This window comes from Pseudomonas sp. JL27(2026), from assembly GCF_056933555.1.
Genome location: NZ_CM167794.1, coordinates 3400471 through 3413459 on the forward strand (window position 1 = coordinate 3400471; position 12989 = coordinate 3413459).

18 protein-coding genes are annotated in these 12989 nt (G+C 57.6%); 9 read left to right on the plus strand and 9 right to left on the minus strand.

The genetic code is table 11. The features are described 5' to 3' along the window. Positions 1 to 51 precede the first annotated feature (51 nt). The 9 genes from AC1Z1G_RS15445 to AC1Z1G_RS15485 all read left to right on the plus strand — a co-directional run bounded on the left by AC1Z1G_RS15445 (position 52) and on the right by AC1Z1G_RS15485 (position 9305). On the plus strand, positions 52 to 2283 hold the full coding sequence (locus AC1Z1G_RS15445; RefSeq protein ID WP_483620930.1) for a TonB-dependent siderophore receptor: 2232 nt from the start codon (positions 52 to 54) through the stop codon (positions 2281 to 2283). A gap of 9 nt (positions 2284 to 2292) precedes the next feature. Continuing rightward, the gene (locus AC1Z1G_RS15450; protein ID WP_483620931.1) at positions 2293 to 3174 is read left to right on the plus strand and encodes a PepSY-associated TM helix domain-containing protein; all 882 of its coding nucleotides are present in this window, start codon (positions 2293 to 2295) and stop codon (positions 3172 to 3174) included. Then, the gene (locus AC1Z1G_RS15455; RefSeq protein WP_483620932.1) at positions 3171 to 4307 is read left to right on the plus strand and encodes an ABC transporter substrate-binding protein; all 1137 of its coding nucleotides are present in this window, start codon (positions 3171 to 3173) and stop codon (positions 4305 to 4307) included. The genes AC1Z1G_RS15450 and AC1Z1G_RS15455 overlap by 4 nt, the downstream gene beginning before the upstream one ends. Further along, the gene (locus tag AC1Z1G_RS15460; protein ID WP_483620933.1) at positions 4304 to 5371 is read left to right on the plus strand and encodes a FecCD family ABC transporter permease; all 1068 of its coding nucleotides are present in this window, start codon (positions 4304 to 4306) and stop codon (positions 5369 to 5371) included. The genes AC1Z1G_RS15455 and AC1Z1G_RS15460 overlap by 4 nt, the downstream gene beginning before the upstream one ends. Beyond that, positions 5368 to 6195, plus strand: coding sequence for an ABC transporter ATP-binding protein (locus AC1Z1G_RS15465; protein ID WP_483620934.1), 828 nt, complete (start codon positions 5368 to 5370; stop codon positions 6193 to 6195). The genes AC1Z1G_RS15460 and AC1Z1G_RS15465 overlap by 4 nt, the downstream gene beginning before the upstream one ends. Positions 6196 to 6198: 3 nt before the next feature. Continuing rightward, positions 6199 to 7425, plus strand: coding sequence for an MFS transporter (locus AC1Z1G_RS15470; protein WP_483620935.1), 1227 nt, complete (start codon positions 6199 to 6201; stop codon positions 7423 to 7425). Continuing rightward, the gene (locus AC1Z1G_RS15475) at positions 7422 to 7709 is read left to right on the plus strand and encodes a hypothetical protein (RefSeq protein WP_483620936.1); all 288 of its coding nucleotides are present in this window, start codon (positions 7422 to 7424) and stop codon (positions 7707 to 7709) included. The genes AC1Z1G_RS15470 and AC1Z1G_RS15475 overlap by 4 nt, the downstream gene beginning before the upstream one ends. 427 nt (positions 7710 to 8136) lie before the next feature. Continuing rightward, on the plus strand, positions 8137 to 8565 hold the full coding sequence (locus AC1Z1G_RS15480; RefSeq protein WP_483620937.1) for an SMI1/KNR4 family protein: 429 nt from the start codon (positions 8137 to 8139) through the stop codon (positions 8563 to 8565). A 107-nt stretch (positions 8566 to 8672) separates the two neighbouring features. Then, the gene (locus AC1Z1G_RS15485) at positions 8673 to 9305 is read left to right on the plus strand and encodes a hypothetical protein (protein ID WP_483620938.1); all 633 of its coding nucleotides are present in this window, start codon (positions 8673 to 8675) and stop codon (positions 9303 to 9305) included. Between the two features lie 75 nt (positions 9306 to 9380). On the opposite strand, the gene AC1Z1G_RS15490 is transcribed toward AC1Z1G_RS15485, so the two are convergent. The 9 genes from AC1Z1G_RS15490 to AC1Z1G_RS15530 all read right to left on the minus strand — a co-directional run bounded on the left by AC1Z1G_RS15490 (position 9381) and on the right by AC1Z1G_RS15530 (position 12937). After that, positions 9381 to 9749, minus strand: coding sequence for a hypothetical protein (locus tag AC1Z1G_RS15490; protein ID WP_483620939.1), 369 nt, complete (start codon positions 9747 to 9749; stop codon positions 9381 to 9383). 37 nt (positions 9750 to 9786) lie between these two features. Next, positions 9787 to 10041 (minus strand): Imm32 family immunity protein, encoded by a 255-nt coding sequence (locus AC1Z1G_RS15495; RefSeq protein WP_483620940.1) that lies wholly within the window; start codon positions 10039 to 10041, stop codon positions 9787 to 9789. A 60-nt stretch (positions 10042 to 10101) separates the two neighbouring features. After that, entirely contained in the window at positions 10102 to 10293 is a 192-nt protein-coding gene (locus tag AC1Z1G_RS15500) for a DUF6360 family protein (protein ID WP_483620941.1), read from the minus strand. Positions 10294 to 10340: 47 nt separating this feature from the next. Beyond that, complete coding sequence (locus AC1Z1G_RS15505) at positions 10341 to 10664, minus strand: hypothetical protein (protein WP_483620942.1); 324 nt, start codon at positions 10662 to 10664, stop codon at positions 10341 to 10343. Positions 10665 to 10735: 71 nt separating this feature from the next. Further along, on the minus strand, positions 10736 to 11113 hold the full coding sequence (locus tag AC1Z1G_RS15510; protein WP_483620943.1) for a DUF2750 domain-containing protein: 378 nt from the start codon (positions 11111 to 11113) through the stop codon (positions 10736 to 10738). A 35-nt stretch (positions 11114 to 11148) separates the two neighbouring features. Next, positions 11149 to 11547: a hypothetical protein gene (locus AC1Z1G_RS15515; protein WP_483620944.1), complete on the minus strand. Its 399-nt coding sequence runs from the start codon at positions 11545 to 11547 to the stop codon at positions 11149 to 11151. 30 nt (positions 11548 to 11577) lie between these two features. Next, the gene (locus AC1Z1G_RS15520; protein WP_483620945.1) at positions 11578 to 12024 is read right to left on the minus strand and encodes a DUF4265 domain-containing protein; all 447 of its coding nucleotides are present in this window, start codon (positions 12022 to 12024) and stop codon (positions 11578 to 11580) included. Positions 12025 to 12084: 60 nt separating this feature from the next. Next, positions 12085 to 12435 (minus strand): hypothetical protein, encoded by a 351-nt coding sequence (locus AC1Z1G_RS15525; RefSeq protein ID WP_483620946.1) that lies wholly within the window; start codon positions 12433 to 12435, stop codon positions 12085 to 12087. Positions 12436 to 12472: 37 nt separating this feature from the next. Next, the gene (locus AC1Z1G_RS15530; protein ID WP_483620947.1) at positions 12473 to 12937 is read right to left on the minus strand and encodes a hypothetical protein; all 465 of its coding nucleotides are present in this window, start codon (positions 12935 to 12937) and stop codon (positions 12473 to 12475) included. Between the last annotated feature and the right edge of the window lie 52 nt (positions 12938 to 12989).

Consider the following 12989-nt stretch of genomic DNA (forward strand, 5'->3'; position numbering starts at 1 on the left):
CTTGATGAGATAAGTTTGCATTCGCATTAATACCTCGTCATGGAGTGAAACATGGGCACCCGCGTCCCGCATCGAGATTCTCACGGTTTGCCACACGACTGTCCTTCCCCTCGCCCGGTCTGGCGCCGCCACCCTCTGGCCCTGCTGGTGCACGGTCTGGCGCTGGGCGTCTCCCTTGGCCAGGTCGATCATCTGATGGCCGCCGAGCAGAGCGCGGACGGCACGCGTGCCCTGGTCCTGGAGAACAGCGTCGTCACCGGCGTGCAGGAAAGCCCTACGGGCAAAGAATCCGGCTACGTGGCCAAGCGCAGCCTCAGCGGCACCAAGACCGACACCGCGCTGAATGAAATCCCCCAGTCGATTTCCGTCATCACCCGCGACCAGATGGACGCCCAGCAGGTGCAGTCGGTGAGTGAAGCCCTGCGCTATACCGCTGGCGTGCAGGCCAACACCACGGCGGCCAACCAGCGCTTCGACAACATCAGCATCCGCGGTTTCGACGTGACCAGCACCGGCATGCTGCGCGACGGTTTGCGTGGCACCACCACCCAGGCCTGGCCAAAAATCGAAGCCTATGGGCTGGAGCGGGTTGATGTACTCAAAGGGCCGTCGTCGGTCCTGTTCGGCCAGAACGCGCCGGGCGGCGTGGTCAACCAGATCAGCAAACGCCCCCTCGACCAGCCGTACCACGAGGTGCAAATCCAGGGCGGCAGTTTCGATCGCGCCCAGGGTCAATTCGACGTCAGCGGCCCCTTGGATGACGAGGGCCAGTTCCTTTATCGCCTGGTAGGCCTGGGCCGCGACAGCGGTACCCAGTTCGACCATATCGAGGACAACAAACAGTACATCGCACCCTCCTTCACCTGGCAGCCGAACGAGGACACCCGCCTGACCGTGCTCGGCGACTACACCCAGGACGAGTTCGGCGCGCCACGGGTATTCCTGCCGGCGGCCGGTACGTTCAGGCCCAACCCCAATGGCAAGGTCGACCACAACGTCTTCCTCGACGAGCCCGGCCTGGACAACGACCGCACCCAGTACTCGGTGGGCTACCTGCTGGACCACAACCTCAATGACATCTGGACGTTGCACTCCAGCGCCCGCTACGGCCACGTCAACCTGCTGACCAACACCGCCAGCGGCCGGTTCCTCAGGCCCGACATGCGCACCCTGGAACGCGCGGCCTATCGTTTCCGGATCATCGGCGACGTCTACTCGCTGGACAACAACGCCGAGGCACGCTGGAGCCTGGGCGATACCGACATGGTGTCGCTGGTGGGCCTCGACTACCGGCGCACCCGCGAGGATTACTACCTGAACGGCGGCAACGCCGCACCCATCGACATCTACAACCCGGTCTACGGCAAAGGCTTCAACCCGGACACCCCAATGGCCAGCACCCTGCAACGGGCTGATCAGACCGGGGTCTACGCCCAGCAGCAAATGACCTTCGACAAGCATTGGGTGCTGACCGTCGGCGGGCGTCAGGACCGCTCCAGTGCCCGCACCGACAATCGCCTGGAAAACAGCGGCAACAAACAGCGCGACGACAAATTCACCTACCGCGCCGGGCTGGTGTACCTGGCCGATAACGGCCTGTCGCCTTACATCAGTTACGCCACCTCGTTCGACCCGGTGCTGGGCACTGATCTCTACGGCGCGGCGTTCAAGCCGAGCACCGCCAAGCAGTCGGAAATCGGCGTGAAATACCAGCCTCCCGGCATCGACAGCTACATCACCCTGTCACTGTTCGACCTCACGCAGCAGAACGTCAAGACCACCGACCCGAAGAACAACCTCAACAGCGTCCAGACCGGTGAAGTGAACGTGCGCGGGGTCGAACTCGAAGGCAAGGCAAGCCTCGCCGAAGGCCTCGACCTGCTGGCAGCGCTGACTTACAACGATGCCGAAGTCAGCAAGAGCAACAACCCGCTGGAGAAAGGCAACCGCCCCACCGACACACCGGAAAAAATGGCCTCGCTGTGGGCGGACTACACCCTGCCCAACGGCCTGTTCAGTGGGCTGGGTTTCGGGGTCGGCGTGCGCTACATCGGCTCGACCGAGGGCGATACAGCCAATACCGTGACGGTGCCCTCCTACACCTTGCTCGATGCGACGGTGCACTACGACTTCGACAAACTCATCCCCGAAGCCAAAGGCCTGCGCCTGGCGGTCAACGCCACCAACCTGACCGACAAACGTTATTACGACAGTTGCTCGGCCCTCAATTGCAGTGCCGGCTATGACCGAAGCGTCATCGCCAGCCTGCGTTATCGCTGGTAGGTCGTGGCAATGTCGCGCATGGGTTTGCGCTCACTGTGGCTGACCGTGCACCGCTGGTTGGCGCTGAGCGTCGGCCTGCTGTTGGCGGTGATCGGCCTCAGTGGCTCGCTGCTGGAACTCAAAGGGCCGATCCTGCGCTGGGAAGTCGGCAGCCAGGCGCTGGAGCTCAAGGCCGGCCAACGGCAAGCGCCGATGCTCGACAGCGCGGCGTGGCTCAACGCTGCGGGCGAGGCCTACCCGCACTGGCAGAAACGCCTGGGCGCTGCGGCACCGCGCCAGGGGTTTCTGGAGTCGGACAACGCCATTGTCTTCGGCACGCTGAAGGACCGCCCAGGCACCGGGATCGCGATGGTCGATCCGTACAGCGGTGAAGCACGCGGGTTCTTCGTGTTCGAGGACCTGTGGCTGGCGAAACTCGTGGCGCTGCACCGCGCCCTGCTGCTACCGCCGCCGTGGGGAACGACGCTGCTGTTTCTCTGCGGCTGGGTCCTGCTGGGCTCCGTCGGCAGCGGGCTCTATCTCTGGTGGCCGGGCCAACGCAGCTGGTGGAAAGCCGCCAGTGTGCGCCGTGGCAGCCAAGGCCTGCAGCGGATTCGCGAATGGCACAACCTCGCGGCCGCCTGGCTCTGCTTGCCGCTGATCGCCATCGCGGCCAGCGGCGTGTGGCTGGCCCGACCCGACTGGTTCGCCTGGACCGGCGCTGATCCTCTCGTACTCAAACCGACCTTCTCGGCGCTGCACGGCCATCTGTTGCTAGGCCTGCCCGGCGAAGTCCTGGCCTTCATTGGCGGGCTGTCATTGCCGCTGCTGTACATCACCGGCCTGCTGCTGTGGTGGCGCAAACGCGCCCGACGCCAGGCCCATTCACTTGTTCAAGGAATCGCCCCATGACCCACTCCCCGTTCCTGCACCGCGCCTGTCGTGCCGTGCGCTTGAGCCTGCTGCCGCTGGGTTTGCTGATCGCCGGCAGTGTCAGCGCCGCCACAGTCACGGACCTCGCCGGACGGCAGGTCGAGGTGCCCGCCAAGGTCGACCGCATCCTGCTGGGCGAAGGCCGGATGATCTATTCGCTGTCGTTGCTGGAAGGCAAGAATCCGTTTACTCGCCTGGCCGGTTGGCAAGGGGATTTCCGTGGGCTCGACGTGCAAGGCTACGCCGCCTACCGCCAGCAGTTCCCCGAGGCCGACAACGTGCCATTGGTGGGCGGCACTTCGGCGGACACTTTCAGTGTCGAAAAAGCCCTGGCGGTGCACCCGGACCTGGCCATCATGGCCCTGAGCGGCGGCCATGGCCCGAGTCCCGACAGTGAAGCAGTCAAACAACTCGAAGCCGCCGGGGTGGCCGTGGTGTTCGTCGACTTCAGCGACCACCCCCTAAGCAACACCGTGCCCAGCATGCGCGTCCTCGGCCAGGCCCTGGGCCGCGAGCAGCAGGCCGACGCCTTTATCGACTTCTACCAGCAATCACTGGCGACCGTCAGCGAGACCCTCGCCAAGGCGCCGGCCCCTGTGCCCCGCCCGAAAATCTTCATCGACATGCTCGCCGGGTTGCAGGATTGCTGTGGCTCACCGGGCACCGGTAATTTCGGTGAGATGATCACCCTGGCCGGTGGCGAGAACATTGGCGCGGGGCGGATTCCCGGTCCGATCGGCGTGTTGAACGTCGAGTACATTCTGTCCAGCGAACCACAGGTGTACGTCGCCACCGGGGTGTTCGCTGCAGGCCAGGGCGGTGTGACCCTGGGCTACGCCGCCACTGACAAACAGGCCCGCGACAGCTTGCGGCAAGTGGCCCACCGGGCACCGTTGAGCGAACTGCGGGCAGTGCGCGAAGGCAATGTGCATGGCCTCTGGCATATTTTCTATGACTCTCCCGAACACCTGATCGCCGTCCAGGCGTTGGCCAAATGGTTGCATCCGCACCTGTTCGCGCAACTCGACCCCGAGCAGACCCGCGCTGAACTCTATCGACGCTTCATGCCGATTCCGGCCAGCGGTGTGTTCACCACGAGCCTTGAACAATGACGCTGCCGGCCTGCGAAACCTCGCCAACCTACGCCGGCGAGCGCTATCGCCAGCGTCATGTGCGCCGTACGCTGGTGTTGCTCGGGCTTGGACTGGCGTTGCTGGCTTGCCTGGCTATCGACATCACCACCGGCCCTTCCGGAATGAGCCTGTCGCGACTGCTTGAAGTGCTGTGGAATCCGCAGGACATGCCTCGGGTGGAAGCGGTCATCGTCTGGAATGTGCGCCTGCCGTACGCCCTGATGGCGGTGCTGGTGGGCGCCGCGCTGGCATTGGCCGGGGCAGAAATGCAGACCGTCCTCGACAACCCGCTGGCCAGCCCTTTTACGCTCGGCGTGTCGGCCGCAGCCGCCTTCGGTGCGGCACTGGCGATTGTGCTGGGGTTGGGTATTCCCGGTGTGCCGACGCAATACCTGATCTCGGCCAACGCCTTTGTCTTTGCCCTCGCCTCGGTGGCCGTGCTGTACCTGCTGGCCCGCTGGCGTGGCTTCGGCGTGGAAAGCCTGGTGCTGTTCGGCATTGCCCTGGTGTTTGCGTTCAATGCCTTGGTGGCGCTGCTGCAATTCGTGGCCAGCCAGGACAGCTTGCAGCAACTGGTGTTCTGGACCCTCGGCAGCCTGGCCCGCGCCTCCTGGGAAAAACTTGCGATCCTCGCGGTGGCACTGCTGATCTGCCTGCCGTTTTCCCTGCGCCAGAGCTGGGCCCTCACCGCCCTGACCCTGGGTGAAGAACGCGCTCGCAGCTTCGGCATCGACGTGGGAAGGTTGCGCGTACTTTCGTTGCTGCGCATCAGCCTGCTCTCGGCATTGGCCGTATCGTTTGTCGGCACCATCGGTTTTATCGGGCTGATCGCGCCACACATTGCCCGCCTGCTGGTCGGTGAAGACCATCGGCTGTTTCTGCCGGCCAGCGTTCTGTGCGGCGGCCTGATTCTGTCCATGGCCTCGATTGCCAGCAAGGCATTGATTCCCGGCGTACTGATCCCGGTCGGGATCGTCACCGCGCTGGTGGGCATCCCCTTCTTCATGGCGATTGTCATGCGCAACCGCCGAGGTGCCCTGTGACGACTTCCCCCTTCTGCGCAGGCCTGAGCACTCAAGGCCTGAGCATGCGTTATGGCGCACGCAACGTATTGAGCAACATTGATCTGCCGACCGTCGCGGCCGGCACCGTGACCGCGTTGATCGGCCCCAACGCAGCCGGCAAGTCCACGCTTTTGCGTGGCATTGCCGGTTTGCATCAGGCCAGCGGCCGGGTGATGCTCAATGGTCAGGACTTGAACCGACAACCTCAGGTCGAGCGAGCCCAGCAGATCGTCTACCTGCCGCAAAGCCTGCCGGAGCGCACCCGCCTGTGTGCCTTCGAAGCCGTGCTGAGCGCGGCCATGGCCGGTCATCGCGGCAGCGGTTTTTCGCCTGGTCGCCCCAGCGTCGCCGTGTTGCAGAGCGTCGAGAAGGTCCTGACCGACCTTGACCTCACGGCCCTGGCCGACCGCCCGGTGGATGCCTTGTCCGGCGGGCAACGGCAACTGGTCGGGCTGGCGCAGGCCTTGGTGCGCCAGCCGCGCGTGCTGTTGCTCGATGAACCCACCAGTGCGCTGGACCTCTACCACCAATGCCAGGTCGTTGAAGCCATCACCCGCGAGACCCGTGAACGGCAACTCATCACCCTGGTGGTGGTGCATGACATCAACCTGGCGCTGGGTTTCAGCGATCAGGTCGTAGTCCTGCACAACGGCCAACTGGCGGCGGCCGGCCCGGCACTGGAGGTGATCAATGAGCAACTGTTGCGTGAGGTCTATGGGGTCAACGCACGCCTGGAACAGGTTCGTGGCCGACCACTGGTCATGGTCGACGGGCGCCTGCCCTCTCACTCTGTCACTGGATAACCGATGAATAGCACCCAAGACACCGCAGAACGGCAACAACCGGCCAACACAGCGGCCGTAAGCTTCGACCTGCGCCCGCTGCTGTTGGCCAACATGGCGTGCACCATGGCGATGATGGCGTTCGTCTCGTTGATCGGCCCCATCGCCCGGGTGCTGGGGCTCGCCACGTGGCAAGCCGGGGCTGCGGTGACGGTGTCGGGAGTGGTCTGGATGCTGCTGGCCCGGCCGTGGGGCCGGGCCAGTGATCGCCTGGGTCGGCGTCGCGTGCTGCTGCTCGGCACTGGCGGTTTTACCCTGGCGTACTGTGCGCTGTGCGTGTTTATCGACACGTCATTGCACCTGCTGCCAACGGCGATACTGGCGTTTGTCGGGCTGATGCTTGGGCGCGGTTTGATCGGCGTTTTCTACGCGGCCATTCCCGTGGGTGGCTATGCGTTGATTGCCGACAACATCGAACCGCAACATCGCGCACGCGCCATGGCCTCACTCGGCGCGGCGAATGCCGTCGGCCTGGTGCTCGGCCCGGCAGCGGCAGCCTTACTGGCGCGACAAAGCCTGAGCCTGCCGCTGTATGTGATGGCGGTGTTGCCACTGCTGGCGTTCCTGGTGTTGTTCTTGCGGCTCAAGCATCAGGCGCTGCACCTCAAGCAACCGCCACGCCCCGTGCGCCTTGGGGACCCGCGCCTGCGGCGGCCACTGGTGGTCGCTTTCGTGGCCATGCTGTGCGTGTCCATCGCCCAGATCACCGTGGGCTTCTATGCCCTGGACAAGCTCGGTATGACGCCCGCCAACGCCGCTCGCACCGCCGGCATCGCCCTGACCATGGTCGGCGTGGCGTTGATCTGCTCGCAATTGGTGGTGCGCAAACTGGAATGGCCGCCGCTGCGGATGATCCGCGTCGGTGCGACCGTGGCCGCTGCCGGGTTCGCCGGCAGCACGCTGGCCGATACCGACTGGGCGTTGTGGGCGTGTTTCTTTGTCTCGGCGGCGGGCATGGGCTGGATCTTCCCCGCCTTCGCCGCACTGGCCGCGAATGCCGTGGACGCAGCGGAACAAGGTGCGACTGCCGGTTCCGTCGGCGCGGCCCAGGGCTTGGGCGTGGTCATCGGCCCGCTGGCCGGCACCCTGATCTATGCCATCGAACCACGCTTGCCGTACCTGGTGGCCGCCGTGCTTTTGTTAGTGATAGCCTGCTGGCCGGTTCAACTACCTCATGGACACGAACAATGAGTTTTGAATACATCGTCCACGTTGACTGGGCCTTGAATGACTACTCACCCTCAATACTTGAAGAACTCGGCGGCGTGCTTCCCAACGCTCACCTCTGCGATGATGGACGTTCGCTATGGATCCCCGGCAGCCATTGCGACTGGATTGACTTCTCCATTGAAAAGTCTGAAAACGGCTTCTGGGTTGTGTGCAATGCAGAGGGCACTGCCAGAGAGCACTTTCTCTCTCTGACAGGAAAGGTGCTTGACGACTTGAAGATAAGACACTCAATAGATGAAGCCTAATATGCCAACGATCCAACTCCACAGGAAATCAGTGCATTGCCTGACATGCGACGAATACGCTGACTTGGTCGTCGCACGCGTTAATAAAACAGATGAGCACGTCATCGTCTGTACGGAATGCGATCAGCTCTGGGAAAACACCGAACTTGACCCGATGAGTGCGAACAGAGCCCTGGACGTGGATACTTTTATGGAGGAGCGCGGACTTCCGACGGGGTGGGAGTTGCTGGAAATTATTTGTCGACTCGACAGCCCCGGTAGAAAACCATGATTCTTAGTGACGCGTTATTTTCCGGATAAATGAATGGAGCAACTGCACTGTACACCGTCAATCAGGCCTCTCTGGAACGGGCAACCCGTAATGAGTACAGGCATCAGTTTTCTCATAAAGTAACGACTCTGAGACCCACCACAAAAGCGAAGGACCATGGCCAGTAAACGTGTAATAGGGACATCGAAAAACGCCATACAGAGCGCTGAAAAAGAGCTTGGTTGCACCCTCCCCCTGTCATTTTCACATTGGCTCCTGGCAAACAACGGAAAGTCTTTGGGCGCCCTGACGATGTTTCCAGTCTACGACTCCCGCGACCCGAGAAAGACATGGGAATCTATCGTTCATCACTTCAACCTGGGGTGGAAAGGCTCTTGGGAGAACCTCCCGGATGCAATGATTCCTGCGTGGGAATTACTACCGTTTGCAGAGTTTGGCACAGGTGATTACTACTGTTTTGACTACCTGAATCCAGGAAGCACTGGAGAAGCGACAGTGGTTTTATGGTCACACGAAACCGGAAAAACCCAGCACGTGGCCGACTGCTTTACGTCGTTTCTGATACTGCCTGGGCGCCCCGGATAGCCTGGAAGCGTCACTTACTCTCCGGTAAATCGGTCAACCTAATGAAGATTTTACCAACGCCATAGACGACTTAAGAAAAGCCATTCCAATGGCAGGAAGCTCTTAAAATGTTTAATGTTTCACTTCTTGATTTATTCGATTTACACCTGAATGACAAGACCATAAACCCATCGAGCCTGCTTGGACTCAAAGGCTTCAGCCCTAGCGAGTTGATGGCGAATGACTACGAATTGGTCGGCGACCCGTCAGACTTTCATTTCTATGAAAAAGCCTACACGGCACGCTATAACAACCGGGTTCTACACATTGTTTTCAAACGGTACTTTCATTCAGGCCACGACAAGGGAAGCGGAATCAGTATCGCACCTGGCGCACGACTGACGTCCCTGCTGAGACACTGCACGCGCTCTAAAGACACCGACTCCACCCACCCACTTAACCTTGAGTTCTATTTTTCGGAAGATAAAAAAGAAGGCGCACTCATTCTCGACGATTCAAAGGTGATTCGGTTCAACCAAATGGACGAAAGAGGCAGTTACATGGCGGCTACTCTTGAGAGTGACCATAATGGCGCAGATGAAAGTGCAACGGTAGCCACTCATTTTGTAAGAACAACCATGGACCACTGCACGTTTGAATCAATGCGTGAAGCGCTGAGAGAGAGAAATGCATCCGCGGCATTTCGTCGACTGGCTGAGTACTGTATTAAATACCTCCCCCCTCCCTCCAGCCCCACGTAATACTTGCCACCGTGCATCACACCAACCATGGTTAATCAACAATCAAAGCCGGAAATTCCGCCAGGTGACTCAAGATCAGGAGCCGATATACTTGTAGCTCAACTCAAACTGACCATCGATTTGTTTAACTTCAACATGAAGGATAGCCTCGCCAGGAACGCCGTTATCAAAAAGCACACACTCCATCCCCAGCGTCTTGCTGTTTGTCTCGTAAGCATCAACAAAAGGACGCTGGCCGCGTAAATCCAAAGCCCGCGCCAACCCAGCAATGGAGAGGCTTTTACTTTCGCCAAAGTAGCTATCGACAGCTTCATATATTTCTTCAGTGACGACGCTTGAGACTTTAAATTCATTGTGCAGTGTATCGGAATCTCTCCGAGCAACAGCATCAACGAATTTTTCAACAGTCGCATACGCTTGCAGCATTGCGGGACATGTATCCATAAACACTCCACCACTCTACAAATCTCTTCACACCTTGTTAAGGTGTGCCAATTACCACTTGATTAAGTGCAATCACATCCACGTGCTGGCTGCTCGAAAAACCCTGATAAACATCTTGCAAATGTACATGTTCGACACCATGTTCTACCATCTCGCGAGATGCCTTGATCAGGAATTCACCTAGAGCTCTTATTGTTTCAGGTTCGGCCAATATAGACACCTCATCCAGTCTTATATCCTTATCGTCCCCAACCGCTGTTCCGTGAACAACAAACCCCTTAAGCGCTTCCAAGATTCAACTCCAGACACTAGACATTGATAACCCCTGACAAACCCGACAACCCTGCCTGCTCTATTGAATACGGTTTGAGAAGGCCCTGAGCACATCGGCTATTTTCAGCGCCTCGCACTCAGAAAACTCCACTGGATCATTTTCTTTTGTGACCACTTTCATATGAATGGATGAATCCTGTTCAATCCATATTCGGACAACCCCATCATTCATCTCAAAATAATCCGGCGCCGTCCCGTTCTGCACTGCCATCAACTACCTCCTTGAAGAGCCCTGACATCTCAGCCTGTACAGGCGAACTACTTCACAAATAATTCGATATCATCCAACGCATCCTGGACACGGCCGGACAAGCTCACTTCCTTCATACATGCCAATAACACAGGCATGACCCTATCGCGGTCAATAGCCGCATGAATTCTTGCTACATGCCCCAAACAAGTGATAGCCATCCCCTTTACATCGTCATTGCCTTTCCCTGATATGACTTCGATGCATTTCCTCTGAACCCACTCCGGATCATTGATATTGAAACATATGTACAGCAGAGCCTCTATCACAACCTGCTCATCTGCAGATTGAAGAAGGCGTTCAATATCTGTTCCATTTAATCCGTCTTTCACTGACGAGGTCCTAAACCAAAATTATCAGACAGCCCTTAAGCCGTTACTCTCACCCGATGCCCTCGGTGCAGCTATTCGTATTGTTGCAACTCTTGCGTGATTAAACCCAGAACGTGCTGTGGCGAAATCAATAGTCCGTGCTCATCGGGCGTCGGAAAAATCTGGCACATTCTCCCATCAGCCTGCATCCCGGGAAGCCACCGAGTCAGAAAGTCGTGCAAGGCAATGGGACGCGGGCTGAAACCGGTCCATTCAAGAGTGGCGCAAAGGGCTGCGAAGTTTTCTTCCGGCCAGAATGGAATGGCTGTCAGCTCCACTGTTTTGGCCGTGGCCCAACCGTTGTCAAACAGCCCCCAGACCACCTCGAAATCTGCCACTTTGCGAATGAAATAGTCACCTCTGGCTCTCGATTCAAGTGTAAGGATATTGCTTGTTTTATGATGATGCACAACGTTCACCTTCTTCAGACACCCTATCGCCCCTGCTACCCCGGGATTTCGTAGGCTTCTACCTGACTGCCAATCACATAGCAGCTACCGTCTCGACGAACTTCATCAAGCGAGGCCGGGTCCTCATCAAAATGATAAACACCGTCAACATCAACACACCACAGCCCATCAAGGTTCAGTAACTTGACCCCTGTGCATATCGAGTGAAATTGATCCCCTCGGACTTTTGCGCAGAGTTCCTTCACGTCCCTTACGACCACTTCAACTTTGCGCCAGTCATTGCCCTCGACGGTATGGTTTCTCGCGTGGAGAACTATTTTTGCTGCAAGCCGCTCACCAGGGGCATAGAAGTACTCGAACGATAGTAACAAACCATCATCGAATCGATGGTAATCCATAAAAATCTGTTGTGTCGCCTCTATCGATATTCTCATACACACCTCAAGCAATACTACCAAACCGTTCTATTGTCGAATCATGCCAAATTCATAATCCAGCCAATCTTTTTCGGTACAGACATCCAGAAACTCAAGCATATTATCCAGAGAGATATGCTCTGGGATATTGATAGAAAAAAATTTCTTACTCATGCCTTCCCAAGTACCGCCCATTGCGACAATGGCGGCTAGGACATCAGGTATTTCTGATACGCCCGCCTCAAAAAAAATAATTCGAACCGTACTGTTACCACTTTCCTTTTTCACTTCGGAAAACAGGCACTCTCCATCCACACCGACTTCAACTACCACTTCGTCATCCAGACTGACCTCCCTTATGTAAAACGGAATATTTCTTATACGAAACAACCCGGAAGACAACTTCTGCGCCCATACACGCTCAGTAGACACCGGCGGGTAGTCGTCAACAACCGATAATCTGAAGCTTATTTTTTCCATGACATCGTCTTTCATTCCAACCTCCTCACTACAACTCCAGCGCTGCAACCCATCCAGTGACGCCTGACAGGCGAATCACTGTTGACTAACCCACCCAGAAAGCTTCATCTCTATGTCTGCCAAGCATTTGATATCACCAATAACCACGCACTCGACTCCGGACTCTTTACGCTCATCGTAAGAGGTAAACCCGCCACCCTCATCAATCACAACCCTCAGGGTGGCGCCACTGTTTTTATTCCTTGCAGAGAAGATCGGATTCCCATCCATAAACGGCGTACCGTTGGCGAACGTGGTGTTATACACAGGTGTTGTAAAGTCATCACATGACTTTCCATCCTGCGTCAATTTGAGGCAGAAGAGTTCAACAAAATATTGCTCAAGGCCAAGGTAAACTTCTCTATCTTCCAGATAACGCTCAAACACTTCAACGCCCCCACAAAAACAGCCCAGAACTATTTAATCATTCATACCTTCGAAGATAGCACTCAATCTCTCCCACACCTCGGCGCTCTTCATAATCAATAGAGACCTGCACCGACAAGTCCGTGCTAATCAGTCTGATTTCGTCACAGCAATAGCGATCAAAGTCAAACTGCACACGCAGAGGCGTGTTGTTGACTGCCTTGTAGGCGCCACAATATTTCCAATCCTCATCCATTAACAGACAGTACGAGCGACCGTTCATTATGGTCGAAGCGAAACTCAGGTATTCAGCAAGGCTGGCAAAATCAATGCGCTCGCACATCACTTCGTGTTTGTTATGCAACTCGCCGATCAAACGGTCTGTTTCCGGCAGACTTAACAAGCCCGCGTCAAGTTCGCTGACGGCTAACAAATGGCTGAGTTTCTCTTTATATCGGCTCAACATGGACTTTCCATGTGCCGATCTAAAAAGCAGCGCTCGTTTGCAGGGATCGATATTCATTGATTGCATCCTGGCCCGTTACACACATTCCCTTGACTGCGGTGACCTTCGA

Bases quoted from the DNA above. Each gene is read 5' to 3' on its own strand.
- AC1Z1G_RS15455 (WP_483620932.1), top strand. From the start codon at position 3,171: ATGACCCACTCCCCGTTCCTGCACCGCGCCTGTCGTGCCGTGCGCTTG.
- AC1Z1G_RS15520 (WP_483620945.1), bottom strand. From the start codon at position 12,024: ATGAAAGACGATGTCATGGAAAAAATAAGCTTCAGATTATCGGTTGTT.
- AC1Z1G_RS15460 (WP_483620933.1), top strand. From the start codon at position 4,304: ATGACGCTGCCGGCCTGCGAAACCTCGCCAACCTACGCCGGCGAGCGC.
- AC1Z1G_RS15480 (WP_483620937.1), top strand. From the start codon at position 8,137: ATGGCCAGTAAACGTGTAATAGGGACATCGAAAAACGCCATACAGAGC.
- AC1Z1G_RS15445 (WP_483620930.1), top strand. From the start codon at position 52: ATGGGCACCCGCGTCCCGCATCGAGATTCTCACGGTTTGCCACACGAC.
- AC1Z1G_RS15475 (WP_483620936.1), top strand. From the start codon at position 7,422: ATGAGTTTTGAATACATCGTCCACGTTGACTGGGCCTTGAATGACTAC.
- AC1Z1G_RS15500 (WP_483620941.1), bottom strand. From the start codon at position 10,293: ATGGCAGTGCAGAACGGGACGGCGCCGGATTATTTTGAGATGAATGAT.
- AC1Z1G_RS15470 (WP_483620935.1), top strand. From the start codon at position 6,199: ATGAATAGCACCCAAGACACCGCAGAACGGCAACAACCGGCCAACACA.
- AC1Z1G_RS15515 (WP_483620944.1), bottom strand. From the start codon at position 11,547: ATGAGAATATCGATAGAGGCGACACAACAGATTTTTATGGATTACCAT.
- AC1Z1G_RS15490 (WP_483620939.1), bottom strand. From the start codon at position 9,749: ATGGATACATGTCCCGCAATGCTGCAAGCGTATGCGACTGTTGAAAAA.
- AC1Z1G_RS15530 (WP_483620947.1), bottom strand. From the start codon at position 12,937: ATGAATATCGATCCCTGCAAACGAGCGCTGCTTTTTAGATCGGCACAT.
- AC1Z1G_RS15485 (WP_483620938.1), top strand. From the start codon at position 8,673: ATGTTTAATGTTTCACTTCTTGATTTATTCGATTTACACCTGAATGAC.
- AC1Z1G_RS15450 (WP_483620931.1), top strand. From the start codon at position 2,293: ATGTCGCGCATGGGTTTGCGCTCACTGTGGCTGACCGTGCACCGCTGG.